At 64.1% G+C, this 16,866-nt stretch carries 13 protein-coding genes; 6 read left to right on the forward strand and 7 right to left on the reverse strand.

The window, feature by feature from the left end; translation table 11 throughout:
• Window positions 1-90: 90 nt before the first annotated feature.
• Entirely contained in the window at window positions 91-513 is a 423-nt protein-coding gene (locus tag BC1002_RS10155; protein ID WP_238537888.1) for a tlde1 domain-containing protein, read from the reverse strand.
• A 327-nt stretch (window positions 514-840) separates the two neighbouring features.
• Here BC1002_RS10155 and BC1002_RS10160 point away from each other — a divergent pair, with 327 nt between their 5' ends.
• On the forward strand, window positions 841-2,745 hold the full coding sequence (locus BC1002_RS10160; protein WP_013089952.1) for a propionate--CoA ligase: 1,905 nt from the start codon (window positions 841-843) through the stop codon (window positions 2,743-2,745).
• Between the two features lie 12 nt (window positions 2,746-2,757).
• Here the strand turns inward: BC1002_RS10160 and BC1002_RS10165 are convergent, their stop codons facing one another.
• Window positions 2,758-3,552: a 5'-methylthioadenosine/adenosylhomocysteine nucleosidase gene (locus BC1002_RS10165; RefSeq protein WP_013089953.1), complete on the reverse strand. Its 795-nt coding sequence runs from the start codon at window positions 3,550-3,552 to the stop codon at window positions 2,758-2,760.
• Window positions 3,549-5,906: a UvrD-helicase domain-containing protein gene (locus tag BC1002_RS10170; RefSeq protein ID WP_041734666.1), complete on the reverse strand. Its 2,358-nt coding sequence runs from the start codon at window positions 5,904-5,906 to the stop codon at window positions 3,549-3,551. Before BC1002_RS10170 ends, BC1002_RS10165 begins: the two co-directional genes overlap by 4 nt.
• 257 nt (window positions 5,907-6,163) lie before the next feature.
• On the opposite strand from BC1002_RS10170, the gene BC1002_RS10175 reads away from it, so the two are divergent.
• Together BC1002_RS10175 and galU are read left to right on the forward strand one after the other, a co-directional pair.
• Window positions 6,164-9,043 carry a valine--tRNA ligase gene (locus BC1002_RS10175; RefSeq protein WP_013089955.1) on the forward strand — a complete coding sequence of 960 codons (2,880 nt, stop codon included), beginning with the start codon at window positions 6,164-6,166 and terminating at the stop codon, window positions 9,041-9,043.
• A 62-nt stretch (window positions 9,044-9,105) separates the two neighbouring features.
• Window positions 9,106-9,987 (forward strand): UTP--glucose-1-phosphate uridylyltransferase GalU, encoded by an 882-nt coding sequence (galU, locus tag BC1002_RS10180; RefSeq protein ID WP_013089956.1) that lies wholly within the window; start codon window positions 9,106-9,108, stop codon window positions 9,985-9,987.
• 98 nt (window positions 9,988-10,085) lie between these two features.
• On the opposite strand, the gene BC1002_RS10185 is transcribed toward galU, so the two are convergent.
• The 4 genes from BC1002_RS10185 to BC1002_RS10200 form a co-directional block, all read right to left on the reverse strand.
• Window positions 10,086-10,313 (reverse strand): sulfurtransferase TusA family protein, encoded by a 228-nt coding sequence (locus BC1002_RS10185; RefSeq protein ID WP_026225937.1) that lies wholly within the window; start codon window positions 10,311-10,313, stop codon window positions 10,086-10,088.
• A 100-nt stretch (window positions 10,314-10,413) separates the two neighbouring features.
• Window positions 10,414-11,460, reverse strand: coding sequence for a Gfo/Idh/MocA family oxidoreductase (locus BC1002_RS10190; protein ID WP_013089958.1), 1,047 nt, complete (start codon window positions 11,458-11,460; stop codon window positions 10,414-10,416).
• Window positions 11,460-12,476, reverse strand: a complete 1,017-nt coding sequence (iolG, locus tag BC1002_RS10195) for an inositol 2-dehydrogenase (protein WP_013089959.1) — start codon at window positions 12,474-12,476, stop codon at window positions 11,460-11,462. The genes BC1002_RS10190 and iolG overlap by 1 nt, the downstream gene beginning before the upstream one ends.
• A complete protein-coding gene (locus BC1002_RS10200; protein WP_013089960.1) occupies window positions 12,469-13,353 on the reverse strand; it encodes a MurR/RpiR family transcriptional regulator in 885 nt (294 codons plus the stop codon). Before BC1002_RS10200 ends, iolG begins: the two co-directional genes overlap by 8 nt.
• A 276-nt stretch (window positions 13,354-13,629) precedes the next feature.
• On the opposite strand from BC1002_RS10200, the gene BC1002_RS10205 reads away from it, so the two are divergent.
• The 3 genes from BC1002_RS10205 (at window position 13,630) to BC1002_RS10215 (ending at window position 16,864) form a co-directional block, all read left to right on the forward strand.
• Window positions 13,630-14,676, forward strand: a complete 1,047-nt coding sequence (locus tag BC1002_RS10205; RefSeq protein WP_013089961.1) for a sugar ABC transporter substrate-binding protein — start codon at window positions 13,630-13,632, stop codon at window positions 14,674-14,676.
• Between the two features lie 177 nt (window positions 14,677-14,853).
• Complete coding sequence (locus tag BC1002_RS10210) at window positions 14,854-16,044, forward strand: ABC transporter permease (RefSeq protein WP_013089962.1); 1,191 nt, start codon at window positions 14,854-14,856, stop codon at window positions 16,042-16,044.
• 13 nt (window positions 16,045-16,057) lie between these two features.
• Window positions 16,058-16,864, forward strand: a complete 807-nt coding sequence (locus BC1002_RS10215; protein ID WP_013089963.1) for an ATP-binding cassette domain-containing protein — start codon at window positions 16,058-16,060, stop codon at window positions 16,862-16,864.
• The last annotated feature ends 2 nt before the right edge of the window (window positions 16,865-16,866 follow it).

Below are 16,866 nucleotides of genomic sequence, written 5' to 3' on the forward strand. Positions count from 1 at the left end.
AAGTTAATCACGTTGAACGCAGCAACCGAGACGACAAGGGCGAGCAAAACCATGCCAGCGAAAACACGGACAAACCTGGTTTTCCGCATGTCAGTACCTGACCGTTAGTGGGATGTAGCAATCCGGCGACGGCGTCGCAGCCTCGTTCAGGTCGCGCACGAAAGTTTCCATCCCAGCATGCAGGTTGATACAACCCGCGCTCCCCGCATGCGTGCCACCGTGAATAAAGAACCCTCCGCGTCGAAACGTCTGGGTTCCCGGATAGACATGAATCGTGATCCGATGATCGCCCCATGCGGCACGCGGAGCAAGGTTGTACCAATGGTTCTCCCACATCTGCGTAGGATCGATCCAGTATTGACCGGGCGGAATCGGACCCACACCCTCTTCGCGCTGACGCATCGACGAATAATCGAATTTGCCCCTGCTATCTGTTCTACCGGACACTGCCGCATAGTTGCGGGAAACCTGACCACTCATGGTCAAAAAACGACCATCAAAGCGTAGAAACACCTGAGACCTCGCGCAGGCCGGAACACGCGGACTACCACGCTCGGAAGCGTATCGATTGGGCAAGCAAACCTCCATATTTCGGTAAAAGCGATGTGCCACATTGGCCGTCTCCACCCTACCTGGCATCGAGAAACCTGCATATGGGCGACGGATGAATCTGAGGAACAACGACTTTTTCCTGTTGCCCTTCGCCCTCGCGGCGAACCCGCTTGCCGACCCTCCCACCCGTGGCTATGCTTGTGCGGATAGCCCGCGCCGCGTCGGGCGACCAAATTGCACGGCCGTCTCATACCCCCGTCCACTCCCGCCGCACGAGGATCGCCGCCGATGACCCGCTACCGCGATTTCCACCGCCGCTCGATCGAAAACCCCGAAGCCTTCTGGCGCGAAGAAGCCCAGCGCATTCACTGGCACACGCCATTCGGCACCGTGCTCGACCGCTCGAAGCCGCCATTCGCGCGCTGGTTCGTCGGCGGCCGCACGAACCTATGTCACAACGCGGTCGACCGCCATCTGGCCGAACGCGCACAGCAAAACGCGATTGTCTACGTATCGACCGAAACCGGCATCGAGCGGCACTACACGTATGCCGAGCTGTACGCCGAAACCAACCGCATGGCCGCGGTCATGCGCTCGCTCGGCGTGAAGCGCGGCGACGTCGTGCTGATCTATCTGCCGATGATCCCCGAGGCGCTGTTCGCGATGCTCGCATGCGCGCGGCTCGGCGCGATCCACTCGGTCGTGTTCGGCGGCTTCGCGGCGCCGAACCTCGCCGCGCGCATCGACGACGCGAAGCCCGTGCTGATCGTGACTGCCGACGCCGGCGCGCGCGGCGGCAAGGTGGTCGACTACACGCCGCTCGTCGACGAAGCGCTCTCACGCGCGAAGCACAAGACACCGCACGTGCTGCTGATCGACCGGCAGCTCGCGCCCGAGCGCCTGAATGCGCCCTACCTCGTCGCCTACGAGCCGCTGCGCGAACAGTTCTTCGACGCCCACGTCCCGTGCGAATGGCTCGAATCGAACGAGCCGTCGTACGTGCTGTACACGTCGGGCACGACCGGCAAGCCGAAGGGCGTGCAGCGCGATGTGGGCGGCTATGCGGTCGCGCTCGCGGCATCGATGGAATACATCTTCGAGGGCAAGGCCGGCGACACGATGTTCACCGCGTCCGACGTCGGCTGGGTGGTCGGCCACAGCTACATCGTGTATGCGCCGCTGATCGCGGGGCTGACCACGGTGATGTACGAAGGCACGCCGATTCGCCCGGACGGCGGCATCTGGTGGCGCCTCGTCGAACAGCACAAGATCAACCTGATGTTCACCGCGCCGACCGCGATACGCGTGCTGAAGAAGCAGGACCCGGCGCTGATGAAGGCAGCCGATCTGTCGAGCCTGCGCACGCTGTTTCTCGCCGGCGAACCGCTCGACGAACCGACCGCCGAATGGATCTCGACCGCGCTGAACAAGCCGGTGATCGACAACTACTGGCAGACCGAAACCGGCTGGCCGATGCTCGCGATTCCGCGTGGCATCGAGGTACTGCCGACCAAGCTCGGCTCGCCGGGCGTACCGTCGGTCGGCTATAGCCTGACCGTGCGCGACGAGTTGACCGGCGAGCCGTGCGCGCCCGGCGAAAAAGGCGTGCTGACGCTCGACTATCCGCTGCCGCCGGGTTGCATGTCGACGGTGTGGGGCGACGACAAGCGCTTCGTCAGCACCTACTGGTCGAGCGTGCCGAACCAGCAGGTCTATTCGACGTTCGATTGGGGCGTGCAGGACGAGGACGGCTACGTGACGATCCTCGGCCGCACCGACGATGTGATCAACGTTGCGGGACATCGACTCGGCACGCGCGAGATAGAGGAGGCGCTGTCGAGCCACGCGGCCGTCGCGGAAGTCGCGGTGGTCGGGGTGAACGATCCGGTCAAGGGTCAGGCGGCGATGGCCTTCGTCGTGCTGCGCGGCGCGCAAAGTGAAGGCGACCCGAGCGAGCGAGCGCGGCTCGCAGCCGAGCTGACGATGACGGTCGACCGCCATCTCGGCTCGATTGCGCGGCCCGCGCGCGTGGTGATGGTATCGATGCTGCCGAAGACGCGCTCCGGCAAGCTATTGCGCCGCGCTATCGCGGCGCTCGCCGAGGGGCGCGAGCCCGGCGATCTGCCGACGATCGAAGATCCGGCCGCGCTACAGCAGGTGCGCGACGCGCTCGGCGACGGCACGAAGAAATAAGCCAGCGGGCGCTCAGCCAGCGGCGCCGCGCGTGCCTAAAAAGCGCGCCAGGATCGCGTTCGAATACGTGCCCGCGATGCCGGTCAGGAACGACATGAACGATCCGGGCGCGTGGTCGTCGGCGGTATCGGAGATCGTGCGCACGACCGCGCACAGCACGCCGTACTCGTAGCAGACCTGCGCGATCGCGGCGCCTTCCATCTCGACCGCGAGCGCGTCGGGCAGCGCGTTGCGCAGCGCCGCGACGGCCGTCGCGCTCGCGACGAATTGATCGCCGCTGACGATCAAGCCGCGATGCACGCGCGGCTCGCGCGTGCCGAACCGGGCCGCGCAGGCTGCGCCTTCCTCGGCGACGAACTGCTCGCATGCGAGCGTCAGACGATCGGCGAGCGCCGCATCGGCGGCGAAGCGCGACATGCCGAGCAGCGGTACCTCGAAACGCGGAAACAGCGGCGACGCGTCGACATCGTGCTGCATCAGCGTGCTCGCGACGACGATATCGCCGACATGCACATCGACGCCGACCCCGCCCGCGACACCGGTGAACACAACGGCTTCGACATCGAACGCGTGGATCAGCGCGCTGACCGTCGCGGCCGCCGCGACCTTGCCGACGCGCGCGAGCGTGACGACACACGGCGTGCCGTGCACGCTGCCGACGTGGTAGTCACGCTGGCCGTACTTGACCGTGCGCACGCCGGACTCGGCGCGCATCGCTTCGATCAGGTCGCCGAGTTCCTGCGGCAACGCCGCCAGAATGCCGAGCGGCCGTCGTGCACCGTGGCTGACGTTCAAGGGCATGCTCATTCGACCGCCTGCAATTTGGCTACCGCCAGCGCCAGCCACTTTTCGCCGTGTCGCTTGAAGCGGACCTGCGCTTTCGCGTCGGTGCCGTTGCCTTCGAGTGCGGTAATCGTGCCTTCGCCGAACTTCGTGTGGAACACCTGCTGGCCGACGCGAAAGCCCGTTTCGGCCGCGCGCTGCTCGTTCGCGAAGGCGGGCGCCGGTGCGGAGGTCACCGCCGCCGCCGAACCGCCGCCATAGCCCGGCCGCGCAAACCAGTCGCGCCCGTAACCGGCGTTGTCCGAGCGGCCGCCCCAGCGCGAGCCCGCCTCGACCTTCGGCGTGAGCCACTTCAGCGTTTCCTGCGGCAATTCGTCGAAGAAACGCGAGCGGATGTTGTAGCGGGTCTGGCCGTGCAGCATCCGGCTCTGCGCGAACGACAGATACAACCGCTCCTTCGCGCGCGTGATCGCGACATACATCAGGCGTCGCTCTTCTTCGAGGCCGTCCGCCTCCATCGCGCTGTTCTCGTGCGGGAACAGCCCCTCTTCGAGACCGGTGATGAACACCGCGGTGAATTCGAGCCCCTTTGCCGCGTGCACGGTCATCAACTGCACCGCTTCCTGCCCGGCCTGCGCCTGGTTGTCGCCCGCTTCGAGCGATGCGTGCGACAGGAAGCCGGCGAGCGGCGTCATCGTGTCGGGGTTTTGCGCGGGATCGGCGATGCTCGGGGCATCGAGGACCACCGTGTTCGGATCGTCGGTCGCGACCGCGAGTTCGGGCGCCGCGCTCGCTCCCGGGCGCAGCGGGATCGAGCGCGCGGGCGTATCGAGCCCGTAGCCTTCCTCGCTGACGAACGCGGCGGCCGCGTTGACGAGTTCCTGCAAGTTCTCCAGCCGCTCCTGGCCTTCGCGCTCGTTCTGATAGAAGTCGGCGAGCCCGCTCGCGCGGACCACGTACTCGACGGTCTCCGGCAGGCTCATCTGCTGCGTGTCGGCGCGCATCTTGCCGATCAGGTTCGCGAACGCGGCGAGGCTCGAGCCCGCCTTGCCGGCGACGTATGGAATCGCCGCGGCCATCGAGCAGTTGTACAGACGCGCCGCGTCGGCGAGTTGTTCGATCGAACGCGCGCCGATGCCACGGGTCGGGAAATTGACGACGCGGCCGAACGCGGTGTCGTCGTTCGGGTTGTCGATCAGCCGCAGATAGGCGAGCGCGTGCTTGACTTCCTGACGCTCGAAAAAGCGCAGGCCGCCATACACTCGGTAGGCGATGCCCGCGTTGACGAGCGTGTGCTCGATCGTGCGCGACTGCGCGTTGCTGCGGTAGAGCACGGCGATTTCGCTGCGCGACAGGCCGGTGTTGATCAGCGCGCGGATCTCTTCGACGATCCAGCCGGCCTCCTGCGAATCGGTCGCCGATTCGTAGACGCGCACCGGTTCGCCGTGGCCCGCGTCAGTGCGCAGATTCTTACCCAAGCGCCGCGAATTGTTCGCGATCAGCTGGTTCGCGGCATCGAGAATATGGCCGTGCGAGCGATAGTTCTGCTCGAGCTTGATCAGATTGCGCACGTTGAACTCGTGCTCGAAGTCGCGCATGTTGCCGACGTTCGCGCCGCGGAACGCATAGATCGACTGGTCGTCGTCACCGACCGCGAAGATTGCGTTGTGCTGACCCGCGAGCAGCTTGAGCCATGCGTATTGCAGCTTGTTGGTGTCCTGAAACTCGTCGACGAGGATGTGCCTGAAGCGCGCCTGGTAATGCGCGCGCAGCGGCGGATTGTGCGCGAGCAGCTCGTAGCAGCGCAGCAGCAGTTCGGGAAAGTCGACGACGCCTTCGCGCTGGCATTGCTGATCGTAGGCTTCGTAGAGCTCGACGAACTTGCGGTTGAAGTTGTCGGTAGCGTCGACGTCTTTGGGGCGCAGGCCCTGCTCTTTCGCGTTGTTGATGAAGTACTGGAGATTTTTCGCCGGGTACTTTTCGTCGTCGATGTTGAGGCCCTTCATCAGGCGCTTGATCGCCGACAGCTGGTCCGCGGTATCGAGGATCTGGAACGTGGCGGGCAGCCCGGCGTCGCGGTGATGCGCGCGCAGCATCCGGTTGCACAGGCCGTGGAACGTGCCGATCCACATGCCGCGCGTGTCGATCGGCAATAGCGCCGAGAGACGCGCCATCATTTCGCGGGCGGCTTTGTTGGTGAAGGTCACCGCGAGGACGGTCGCGGGGGACGCGAGGCCTTGCTGGATCAGCCACGCGATGCGGGTGATCAGGACGCGGGTTTTGCCGCTGCCGGCGCCCGCCAGGATCAGGGCGGGCTCATTCGGGAGCGTTACGGCGGCGTGTTGTTCGGGGTTTAGATTGGAGAGGAGGTCAGGCATTTTTTTCGCGGAGCGCAGTTCGGGGGACATTATATGCCCCGGCGGGGGCGGCGCTTTTTTTGTCTTTGTTCTGGCTTTGTTGGCCTTTCCTTGCTTTGTTATTGGTCTATTGGCGTTGCCCCTGTGCGGGGGGCAACGCCAATAGACCAATAAGCCAGCAAGGCCAGAACAACGAAAAAGCCGCCGGCCGGCAAAAAACCTCGGCCAGCTATAATCAACCATTCTCCGCCTCCAAAATCCTGCCTTTAACCAGAAACATGAGCGACACCCCGAGCGACCCGATCTCGACGCTTGCAAAAAGCTTCGAACCCCACACCATCGAAGCCCACTGGGGCCCTGAATGGGAAAAGCGCGCCTACGCCGCGCCCTCCTTCGACGCAAACCGCAAGGATTTCTCGATCCAGCTGCCGCCGCCGAACGTCACGGGCACGCTGCACATGGGCCACGCGTTCAACCAGACCATCATGGACGGTCTCACCCGCTATCACCGCATGCTCGGCGAAAACACGCTGTGGGTGCCGGGTACCGACCACGCGGGCATCGCCACGCAGATCGTCGTCGAACGGCAGCTCGACGCGCAGGGCGTGTCGCGCCACGACCTCGGCCGCGAAAAATTCGTCGAGCGCGTGTGGGAGTGGAAGCAGCAGTCCGGCTCGACCATCACGAATCAGGTGCGTCGTCTCGGTGCGTCGATCGACTGGTCGCGCGAATACTTCACGATGGACGACAAGATGTCGGCCGCCGTGCGCGACGTGTTCGTGCGTCTGTATGAACAGGGCCTGATCTATCGCGGCAAGCGCCTCGTGAACTGGGACCCGGTGCTGCTCACCGCCGTGTCCGACCTCGAAGTGGTCAGCGAAGAAGAAAACGGCCACCTGTGGCACATCCACTATCCGTTGACCGACGGCTCGGGCCATCTGACCGTCGCGACCACCCGTCCGGAAACCATGCTCGGCGACACCGCCGTGATGGTCCACCCGGAAGACGAACGCTACGCGCACCTGATCGGCAAGACCGTCACGCTGCCGCTGTCGAACCGCGAAGTGCCGATCATCGCCGACGATTACGTCGACCGCGAATTCGGCACCGGCGTCGTCAAGGTCACGCCCGCGCACGATTTCAACGACTACCAGGTCGGCCTGCGCCACAAGCTGCCGCAAATTGAAATCCTCACGCTCGACGCGCGGATCAACGACAACGCGCCCGAAAAATACCGCGGCCTTGACCGTTTCGAAGCCCGCAAGCTGGTGGTCACCGATCTCGAAGCGTTCGGCGCGCTCGAATCGGTCAAGCCGCACAAGCTGATGGTGCCGCGCGGCGACCGCACCGGCGTCGTGATCGAGCCGATGCTGACCGACCAGTGGTTCGTCGCGATGAGCAAGCCGGCGCCCGAAGGCACGTTCAATCCGGGCAAGTCGATCGCCGAAACCGCGCTCGACGTCGTGCGTGACGGCCAGATCAAATTCGTGCCGGAGAACTGGACCACCACGTACTACCAGTGGCTCGAAAACATCCAGGACTGGTGCATCTCGCGTCAGCTGTGGTGGGGTCATCAGATTCCGGCGTGGTACGGCGAGAACGGCGAAGTGTTCGTCGCGAAGACCGAAGAAGATGCACGCGCGAAGGCCGCCGCTGCCGGCTACACGGGCGCGTTGAAGCGCGACGAAGACGTGCTCGACACGTGGTTCTCGTCCGCTCTGGTGCCGTTCTCGTCGCTCGGCTGGCCGAACGAAACGCAAGAACTGAAGCACTTCATGCCGTCGTCGGTGCTCGTCACCGGCTTCGACATCATCTTCTTCTGGGTCGCGCGCATGGTCATGATGACCACGCACTTCACCGGCAAGGTGCCGTTCGACACGGTCTACGTGCACGGCCTCGTGCGCGACGCCGAAGGCCAGAAGATGTCGAAGAGCAAGGGCAACACGCTCGACCCGATCGACATCGTCGATGGCATCGACCTCGACGCGCTCGTCGCGAAACGCACCACCGGCCTGATGAATCCGAAGCAGGCCGCGTCGATCGAGAAGAAGACCCGCAAGGAGTTCCCGGACGGCATTCCGGCGTTCGGCACCGACGCGCTGCGCTTCACGATGGCGTCGATGGCCACGCTCGGCCGCAACGTCAACTTCGACCTCGCCCGCTGCGAAGGCTATCGCAACTTCTGCAACAAGCTGTGGAACGCCACGCGCTTCGTACTGATGAACTGCGAAGGCCATGACTGCGGTTTCGGCCAACCGGCGCAATGTGGCGAATGCGGGCCAGAAGGCCACCTGCATTTCTCGCAGGCCGACCGCTGGATCGTGTCGCAACTGCAGCGCGTCGAAGCGGAAGTCGCCAAGGGTTTTTCGGACTATCGTTTTGATAATGTGGCCAACGCCATATACAAGTTCGTCTGGGACGAATATTGTGACTGGTACGTCGAGCTCGCCAAGGTGCAGATCCAGACGGGGCTGCCGAACCAGCAGCGTGCCACGCGTCGCACGCTTTTGCGTGTGCTCGAAACGGTGCTGCGCCTCGCGCATCCGGTGATCCCGTTCATCACCGAAGCGCTGTGGCAGAAAGTAGCGCCGCTCGCGGGACGCTACCCGGAAGGCAAGGCCGAGGGCGAGGCGTCCATCATGGTGCAGCAGTACCCCATCGCGGAGCCATCGAAGCTCGATGAAGACGCCGAGCAGTGGGCGAGCGACCTCAAAGCGGTGATCGACGCATGCCGGAATCTGCGCGGCGAAATGAACTTGTCGCCGGCGGTGAAGGTGCCGTTGCTCGCCACCGGCAACGCGGAGCGTCTGCGTACATTCGCGCCTTATGCTCAGGCACTTGCGCGTCTGTCCGAGGTGCAGATCATCGCCGACGAGGCCGCGCTCGACGCCCAGGCGGATGGCGCGCCAATTGCTATCGTAGGAACGGACAAGCTCGTATTGAAGGTCGAAATCGATGCGGCGGTCGAACGCGAACGCCTGTCGAAAGAGATCACGCGATTGAGCGCAGAGATAGTGAAATGCAACGGTAAGCTGCAGAATCAGGCCTTCGTCGCGAAGGCGCCGGCGGCGGTCGTGGAACAGGAGCAGAAGCGGCTGGCCGATTTCGAAGCCACCGTCGGCAAGCTGAAGGCCCAACTGGCCCGCTTGCCGGCCTGATCGACGCGCCCGCCGTCCTCAACGGCGGGCAAGGATTTAACCAGAGGACTCAGGGTATTCACATGCTAAAAGTTACGAAGGCGGTTTTTCCGGTAGCAGGTCTTGGCACCCGCTTCCTCCCCGCCACGAAGGCTAGCCCGAAAGAGATGTTGCCGATCGTCGACAAGCCGCTGATTCAGTACGCGGTCGAAGAGGCCATGGCGGCCGGCATCACCGAAATGATCTTCGTCACGGGCCGCAGCAAGCGCGCGATCGAAGACCATTTCGACAAGTCCTATGAGATCGAGGCCGAACTCGAAGCACGCGGCAAGGACAAGCTGCTCGAACTCGTGCGTAGCATCAAGCCGAGCCACGTCGACTGCTTCTACGTGCGTCAGGCCGAAGCGCTGGGCCTCGGCCATGCGGTGCTGTGCGCCGAGAAGCTGGTCGGCGACAACCCGTTTGCCGTGATTCTCGCGGACGACCTGTTGTACGGAACGCCGCCCGTGATGACGCAGATGATCGAGGTGTTCGATCACTATCACAGCTCGGTGATCGGCGTCGAAGAGATCCCGCCGCAAGACACGAAGTCGTACGGCATCGTCGATGGCAAGGAATGGGAAGACTCGATCATCAAGATGTCTGGCATCGTCGAAAAGCCGGAGCCGAGCGTGGCACCGTCGAACCTCGGCGTTGTGGGCCGTTATGTGCTGAAGCCGCGCATCTTCGATCACCTGCGCTCGATCAAGCCGGGCGCCGGCGGTGAATTGCAACTGACGGATGCGATCCAGTCGCTGCTCGCCGATGAACAGGTGCTCGCGTACAAGTATCACGGCACACGTTTCGACTGCGGCAGCAAGCTCGGCTACCTGAAGGCGACCGTCGAGTTCGCGCTGCGTCACCCGGAAGTGGCCTCCGATTTCGAAGAATATCTGCGTACCCGCTCGCCGGTTCTCGAAGGCTGACGCCAAGGTCAGGCTGAAACGAAGAAGGCGCTGTACCCCGAATAATGGGGACAGCGCCTTCTTTTTTACATCGGACGGACAGTTTTACCGAATGCCGCTCAACGGCGCCGCATCAGAAACGTAAACACCTTGTCATGCGCCGAGCTTTCGACGATCTCGTTGCCGGTCTGCTTCGCGAACGCGGCGAAATCGCGCTGCGAGCCGGGATCGGTGGCGAGCACCTTGAGAATCTGGCCGCTTTCCATGTCGGCGAGCGCTTTTTTGGCGCGCAGGATGGGCAGCGGGCACATGAGCCCGCGCGCATCGACTTCCTTGTGAATCTGAATTTGCATCGACGATGACCTTCGGGACGGGGCGTCGCTGACGACGCCGGACAGAGGGTCAAATTCTACAGCAGGCGGCGCGGCGGCGCCGGGCAGCATACCGCTACAGCGTCACCGCCTCGCCGCTTTGCAGCGACTCGCGCAGCGCCACGCCGATACGCGTCGCTTCGAGCGCATCGGCGAGCGTCGCGCCACGCTGTGCCGCACCGCCCTTCCCCGGCCCGTTTTGCACCGACGCGACGAACGCGCGTGCCTCGTGCAGAAACGCGTCCTCGAACCGGTCGAAGAAGTTCGGCGTGCATTCGTTGCGAATGCCGGTCGCATCGTAGATCTCGACGCGGTTCGCGCGCGGATTGCGGCCGATCGTCAGCGCGCCTGCCGTACCGATGACTTCGCTATGCGTATCGTTGCCGTGCGCCTGCGTGCGCGACGCGTAGAACATCGCGAGCTTGCCGCCCTCGAATTCGCAGATCGCCACGCCGTTGTCGACGTCGCCGAATTCGCGCAGACCCTCGTGCAGCGCGATCGTGCCCGCCGCGAACACGCGCGTCGCGCGCGGCTTGCCGAGCAGCCAGCGGGCGACGTCGATGTCGTGCACCGTGCAGTCGAGAAAGATGCCGCCCGAGGTCGCCGCGAAGCGCACGAAGAAGCCGTCGTCGTCGTTTTTATCGGTGGTCTGCGAGCGCACGAGGAACGGCCGGCCGATCTGGCCGGCGGCGATTTTATCGAACGCGTCGCGGTAGCTCGGATCGAAGCGGCGCATGAAGCCGATCGTCGCTTGCAAGTGCGGATAGCGCACCGCTTCGGCCAGCACGCGCTCGCATTCGGCGACATCGAGCGACAGCGGCTTTTCGCAGAACACATGCTTGCCGGCGCGCAATGCGTCGACGATCTGCTGCGCGTGCAGCGACGAAGGCGTGACGAGCCATACCGCGTCGAGCTGCGGATCGGCGAGCAGGTCCGCGTAATCGGCGTAAAGGCGCGGCTCGGGTAGCGCATCGCGCGCCCACGCGAGTTCCGCTTCGAGCGGACTGCACGCAGCCGCGAGCGTCGCGCCCGGCACCCGATACGCGAGATTCTCCGCATGCCGCTTGCCAAGCCGCCCAAGGCCGACCACGCCGATCCGCAAGCGCTCCGTGGCGGCCTTCATCACGCGGCCTCGCCGAGTTTGACCGCGCGGCCCTCGCGCCACGAACGCGTTGCGGCTTCCGCGAGTTCGAGCGCTTTCAGGCCATCGGCGACGGTCGTGCGCACCGGTCTGCCGTGCGTCACCGCGTCGAAGAAATGCGCGATTTCGAGCGCGTACGCCGCACGATAGCGTTCGAGAAAGAACGCCTCGGGAACGTCGGTCGATACTTTCGTGTTCGAGTATGCGGTGACTTCGGTCGGCCGGACGTTGCCCGCCTGCAGCATGCCGGTGCTGCCGAGCACTTCGAAGCGCTGGTCGTAGCCGTACGCGGCGCGCCGCGTGGTGTTGATCTGGCACAGGCGGCCGCGCTTCGTGCGGATCGTCACCGCGGTCGAATCGACGTCGCCCGCGTCGGCGATTGCGGGGTCGGTGAGGCAACTGCCGGTGGCGTGCAGCGTGTCGGCTTCGTCGTCGAGAATCCAGCGGCAGATGTCGAAGTCGTGAATCAGCATGTCCTTGAAGATGCCGCCGGAGCGCCGGATGTACTCGACCGGCGGCGCGCCCGGATCACGGCTCGTGACGACGAGCATCTCGGGCGTGCCGATCTCGCCCGCGTCGAGGCGCGCTTTCAATGCGGAAAACGTCGGATCGAAGCGCCGCTGAAAACCGATCATGCACACGACACCCGCGCGCTCCACAGCTTCCGCGCACATCCGCGCGCGCTCGAGCGTGAGATCGACCGGCTTCTCGCAGAACACGTGCTTGTTCTGCGCGGCCGATTTGACGATCAGGTCCGCGTGCGTGTCGGTGCTCGAACAGATCACGGTCGCGCCGATCGACGCATCGCCGATCGCGCCGTCGATATCCGCGACCTGCGCGCCATGCTGCGCGGCGAGCGCGGCCGCTGCTTCGCGATTCACGTCGACCACGTATTTGAGTCGCACGCCGGGCTGCCGCGCGAGATTCGCCGCATGGATCTTGCCGATGCGCCCCGCGCCGAATACCGCGACGTCGATCGTGCTTACCGCGTCAGTCATCGTAGCCTCCAGTGTCGTTGGATTCTTCAACGTTCAGTTCGAGCTTGTACGCGAGCGCGATGAAAAGCGCCTGGCACAGGCAGATCGTGCTGGTCAGCGAGCGGAACGCGAACGCGCTGCCCTCTTTCACGTAGAGTTGCGTGCTCGCGTAGCGTGCGAGCGGCGAGAGTTGGCTATCCGTGATGACGAGCGTCTTCGCCTGATGATGATGCGCGACGCGCAGACAGTACTGCGTCTCCTTGCCGTACGGCGCGAAACTGATCGCGATCACCACGTCGCCCTTCCTGACGCTGCGAATCTGCTCGCGATACATGCCGCCGAAGCCGGACACCAGATGCACGCGCTTGTGCGTGTGCTGCAACGCATAGACGATGTAGCTCGCGACCGGAAACGAACGCCGCACGCCGATCACGTAGATGTTGTCGGCCTGCTGCAGCATCTTCACGGCGGCGTCGAACTGCTTGTCGTCGAGGCCCGCTTCGAGTTCTTCGAGCCCGCCGCGCGACGCGGCGATGAACTCACGCGCGACCGCGCCGCCCGACAGCGTGCCGGGCTTCTCGTCGATCAGCTTGCGGATGCGCTGCTGATAGCTAGACGACGACACGCCCTGCCCCGTATACGCCTGACGAAACACCGCCTGCAGATCCGAAAAGCCGGAAAAGCCGAACCGCTGCGCAAAGCGCACGACCGCCGACGGATGCACGCCGCAGCTGGCGGCGATATCGCTGGTGCGATCCATCATCACGCTCGAGCGATGCTGCTCGATATACGTCGCCACGCTCTTCAACTGCCGCGGCAGCGACTCGTAGGTATCCGCGATGCGCTGCATCAATTCATCGACGCTCGGCGACGCCTCTTCGGTGATCTGTTCCGCCATGACAGCCTCTCGGGGTTTCCTGCAATGCGACAGACGCGCCCGCGGCCCGCCGCAACGCGCATCCGACGTTGCCGAGTATAGGCGGCTGCCCCATCAAATGGAACGTATTTTCCATTTTTATTTGTCATGAAATTTTCTTTGCAAGCCCTCGGAAGATGACCTACTCTTGGTCGTGAGCGATGGCGCTTCGGCCGCGTTGTGTGGGTCATCGGAATGGCAAGCCGCCCGCCAGGCGCTCCCTCAATAACGAACGACAGACCGAGAAAGGTGGAGACAATGAGACTTTGCAGAGGCAAGGCAACGCTCAGGATTCTGGTGACGGCGTTGACGTTGGCGACGGGATTCGGCGCGGCCTCGGCCGCCCGCGCGGCGGACGCTCACTTCGTGCTGATCAGCCACGCGCCGGATTCGGACTCCTGGTGGAACACGATCAAGAACGCGATCAAGCAGGCCGACGAGGACTTCAACGTTCAGACCGACTACCGCAACCCGCCGAACGGCGACATCGCCGACATGGCCCGTCTCGTCGAGCAGGCGGCCGCACGACACTACGATGGCGTGATCGTATCGATCGCCGACTTCGACGTGCTGAAGAGCTCGATCGGCAAGGTCACCGAGAAGCACATTCCGCTCGTCACGATCAATTCGGGCACCGAAGAGCAAAGCGCGAAGCTCGGCGCGATCATGCACGTCGGCCAGCCCGAGTTCGCGGCCGGCAAAGCCGCCGGCGAAAAGGCCAAAGCCGCCGGCATCAAGTCGTTCCTGTGCGTGAACCACTACGCGACGAACCCGGCCTCGTTCGAACGCTGCCGCGGCTTCGCCGAAGCGATCGGCGCCAACTTCAAGACCTCGACGCTCGACGTGGGCCAGGACCCGACCGGCGTGCAGTCGAAGGTCAGCGCGTTTCTGCGCAATCATCCCGATACCCAGGCGGTGCTGACGCTCGGTCCGCTGTCGGCCGACCCGACTTTGAAGGCGCTGCAGCAGATGGGCCTCGCCGGCAAGATCTGGTTCGCGACCTTCGATTTCGATAGCGACATCGCGAAGGGCATCCAGGACGGCACGATCCAGTTCGCGATCGACCAGCAACCGTACTTGCAGGGCTATATCCCGGTCGCCGTGCTGGCGATCGCGAAGAAGAACAACACGACCGACCCGGTGAAGATCCGCGAGGTCCTGCAGGCGAATCCGAAGTTCAAGGAGCGTCTCGCGACCTACGGGCTCGCACCGTCGTATGGGCCGCGCAATATCGGCTCCGGTCCGGGCTTCATCACCAAAGAAAATGTCGACAAGGTGCTGAAGTACGCGGGTCAGTACCGCTGAACGCACGGCAACGCATCGCATCGCGCGATCGAGCCGCCGCGCCAGCGGCAAGGTTGACAAGGCAGTGACCGGTGGGACGCAGTGCGTCTTGCCGGCACTCGCCCGCTCAGAGGATTCGCACACGCCCACGGCATTGCGCCGATTCGCCGGTCGCGGGGCGTATCAAGGAGAGCTTCAATGGGTGTCGCCGACCTGTTTCATCCCCATCACCGCAAGCAACCGCCGTCCGATCCGCAGGACCCGGCGCAATCTGGCGCGTCGACCGCCTCGCAATCCGCTGCCGTCGACGAACGCGTGCGCGAGGAATCCTGGTTCCGCCATCTGCTCGGCCGACCGGAGTTCGCGGCGCTCGCGGGCACCGTGATGGTGTTCATCGTGTTCGGCGTGGCCGCGGGCAACTCCGGGATGTTCAACCTCGACGGCGTGATGAACTGGTCGCAGGTCGCCGCCTACCTCGGTCTGATCTCGGTCGGCGCATGCCTGCTGATGATCGCCGGCGAGTTCGATCTGTCGATCGGCTCGATGATCGGCTTTGCCGGCATGATGGTCGCGCTGCCGACCATGTACTTCCACTGGCCGATCTGGCTCGCGATCGTGTTCGCGTTCGTCGGCTCGATGCTGCTCGGCGCGCTCAACGGCTATCTGGTGATACGCACGCGTCTGCCGTCGTTCATCGTCACGCTGGCGTTCCTGTTCATTCTGCGCGGTCTGACGCTCGCGCTGTCGGTGATGTTCGCCGATCGCACGATCATCTCCGGCGTCGGCGACGTCGCGCGTCAGGACTGGTTCGCGCACACGTTCTTCCAGGGCGTCGCGTTCCGAGGTTTGTTCGTATGGCTTGGCCACCTCGGTCTCGTGAAGATGCTCGACAACGGCGCGCCGCTGGTGCCGGGCATTCCCAAGGTGTTGCTGTGGTGGTTCGTGCTCGCGGTGGTCTGCGCATTCACGCTCGCGAAGACGCGCTTCGGCAACTGGATTTTCGCGGTCGGCGGCGATGCCAACGCGGCCAAGAACGTCGGCGTGCCGGTGCGTCGCGTGAAAATTTCACTGTTCGTGCTGACCGCGTTCTGCTCGGCGCTGTATGCGGTGCTGCAGGTATGCGACATCGGTTCGGCCGCGGCCGACCGTGGTTTGCAGGCAGAGTTCGAGGCGATCATCGCCGCGGTGATCGGCGGCACGCTGCTGACGGGTGGCTATGGTTCGGTGGTCGGCGCCTGCTTCGGGGCTCTGATTTTCGGCGTCGTGCAGATCGGCATCACGTACACCAATGTCGATTCCGACTGGTTCCGCGTGTTCCTCGGCGTGATGCTGCTGCTCGCCGTGCTGTTCAACCACTACGTGCGCGGCCGCGTCGCGGCATCGCGCTAGACGGAGGTTCACGATGAGCACCCCCGAACAGAACGCGGACGACATCATCCTGTCGCTCGAGAACGTCAGCCGTTATTTCGGCAACATCATCGCGCTGAACGACATCACGCTGCGGCTCAAACGCGGTGAAGTGCATTGTCTGCTCGGCGACAACGGCGCCGGCAAATCGACACTGATCAAGACGCTCGCCGGCGTGTATCAGCCGAGCAAAGGCACCTACCGGGTGGACGGCAAACCGGTGCACTTCACGTCGCCGAAAGACGCGCTCGATCTCGGTATCGCGACCGTCTACCAGGATCTCGCGCTGGTGCCGCTGCTCTCGGTCGCGCGCAATTTCTTCATGGGCCGCGAGCCGCAGAAAAAGCTGTTCGGCTTTCTGAACGTGATGGACCTCGAAACCTGCGCCACCACCGCGCGCGACAAGCTCGCCGAAATGGGCATCAACGTGCGCGACCCGCATCAGCCGATCGGCACGATGTCGGGCGGCGAGCGTCAATGCCTGGCCATCGCGCGTGCGATTCACTTCGGTGCGCGCGTGCTGATTCTCGACGAACCGACCGCCGCGCTCGGCGTCAAGCAGAGCTTCAACGTGCTGAAGCTGATCCATAAGGCGCGCGCCAAAGGCATCTCGGTGATCTTCATCACGCACAACGTGCACCACGCGTACCCGATCGGCGATTCGTTCACGCTGCTCAATCGCGGCCGCTCGCTCGGCACCTTTACCAAACAGACGATCAGCAAGGACGAAGTGCTCGACATGATGGCCGGCGGCGCCGAGATGCAGAAGATGATGGGCGAACTCGAAGGCGCGACGATCTGACC

This window comes from Paraburkholderia atlantica, assembly GCF_000092885.1.
GTDB classification, from domain to species: domain Bacteria; phylum Pseudomonadota; class Gammaproteobacteria; order Burkholderiales; family Burkholderiaceae; genus Paraburkholderia; species Paraburkholderia atlantica.

What these genes read in the sequence shown, in the direction of transcription:
- iolG (WP_013089959.1), bottom strand. Translation starts at nt 12,476, where the DNA reads ATGACTGACGCGGTAAGCACGATCGACGTCGCGGTATTCGGCGCGGGG.
- BC1002_RS10200 (WP_013089960.1), bottom strand. Translation starts at nt 13,353, where the DNA reads ATGGCGGAACAGATCACCGAAGAGGCGTCGCCGAGCGTCGATGAATTG.
- BC1002_RS10175 (WP_013089955.1), top strand. Translation starts at nt 6,164, where the DNA reads ATGAGCGACACCCCGAGCGACCCGATCTCGACGCTTGCAAAAAGCTTC.
- BC1002_RS10215 (WP_013089963.1), top strand. Translation starts at nt 16,058, where the DNA reads ATGAGCACCCCCGAACAGAACGCGGACGACATCATCCTGTCGCTCGAG.
- BC1002_RS10170 (WP_041734666.1), bottom strand. Translation starts at nt 5,906, where the DNA reads ATGCCTGACCTCCTCTCCAATCTAAACCCCGAACAACACGCCGCCGTA.
- BC1002_RS10190 (WP_013089958.1), bottom strand. Translation starts at nt 11,460, where the DNA reads ATGAAGGCCGCCACGGAGCGCTTGCGGATCGGCGTGGTCGGCCTTGGG.
- BC1002_RS10165 (WP_013089953.1), bottom strand. Translation starts at nt 3,552, where the DNA reads ATGAGCATGCCCTTGAACGTCAGCCACGGTGCACGACGGCCGCTCGGC.
- BC1002_RS10160 (WP_013089952.1), top strand. Translation starts at nt 841, where the DNA reads ATGACCCGCTACCGCGATTTCCACCGCCGCTCGATCGAAAACCCCGAA.
- galU (WP_013089956.1), top strand. Translation starts at nt 9,106, where the DNA reads ATGCTAAAAGTTACGAAGGCGGTTTTTCCGGTAGCAGGTCTTGGCACC.
- BC1002_RS10205 (WP_013089961.1), top strand. Translation starts at nt 13,630, where the DNA reads ATGAGACTTTGCAGAGGCAAGGCAACGCTCAGGATTCTGGTGACGGCG.
- BC1002_RS10210 (WP_013089962.1), top strand. Translation starts at nt 14,854, where the DNA reads ATGGGTGTCGCCGACCTGTTTCATCCCCATCACCGCAAGCAACCGCCG.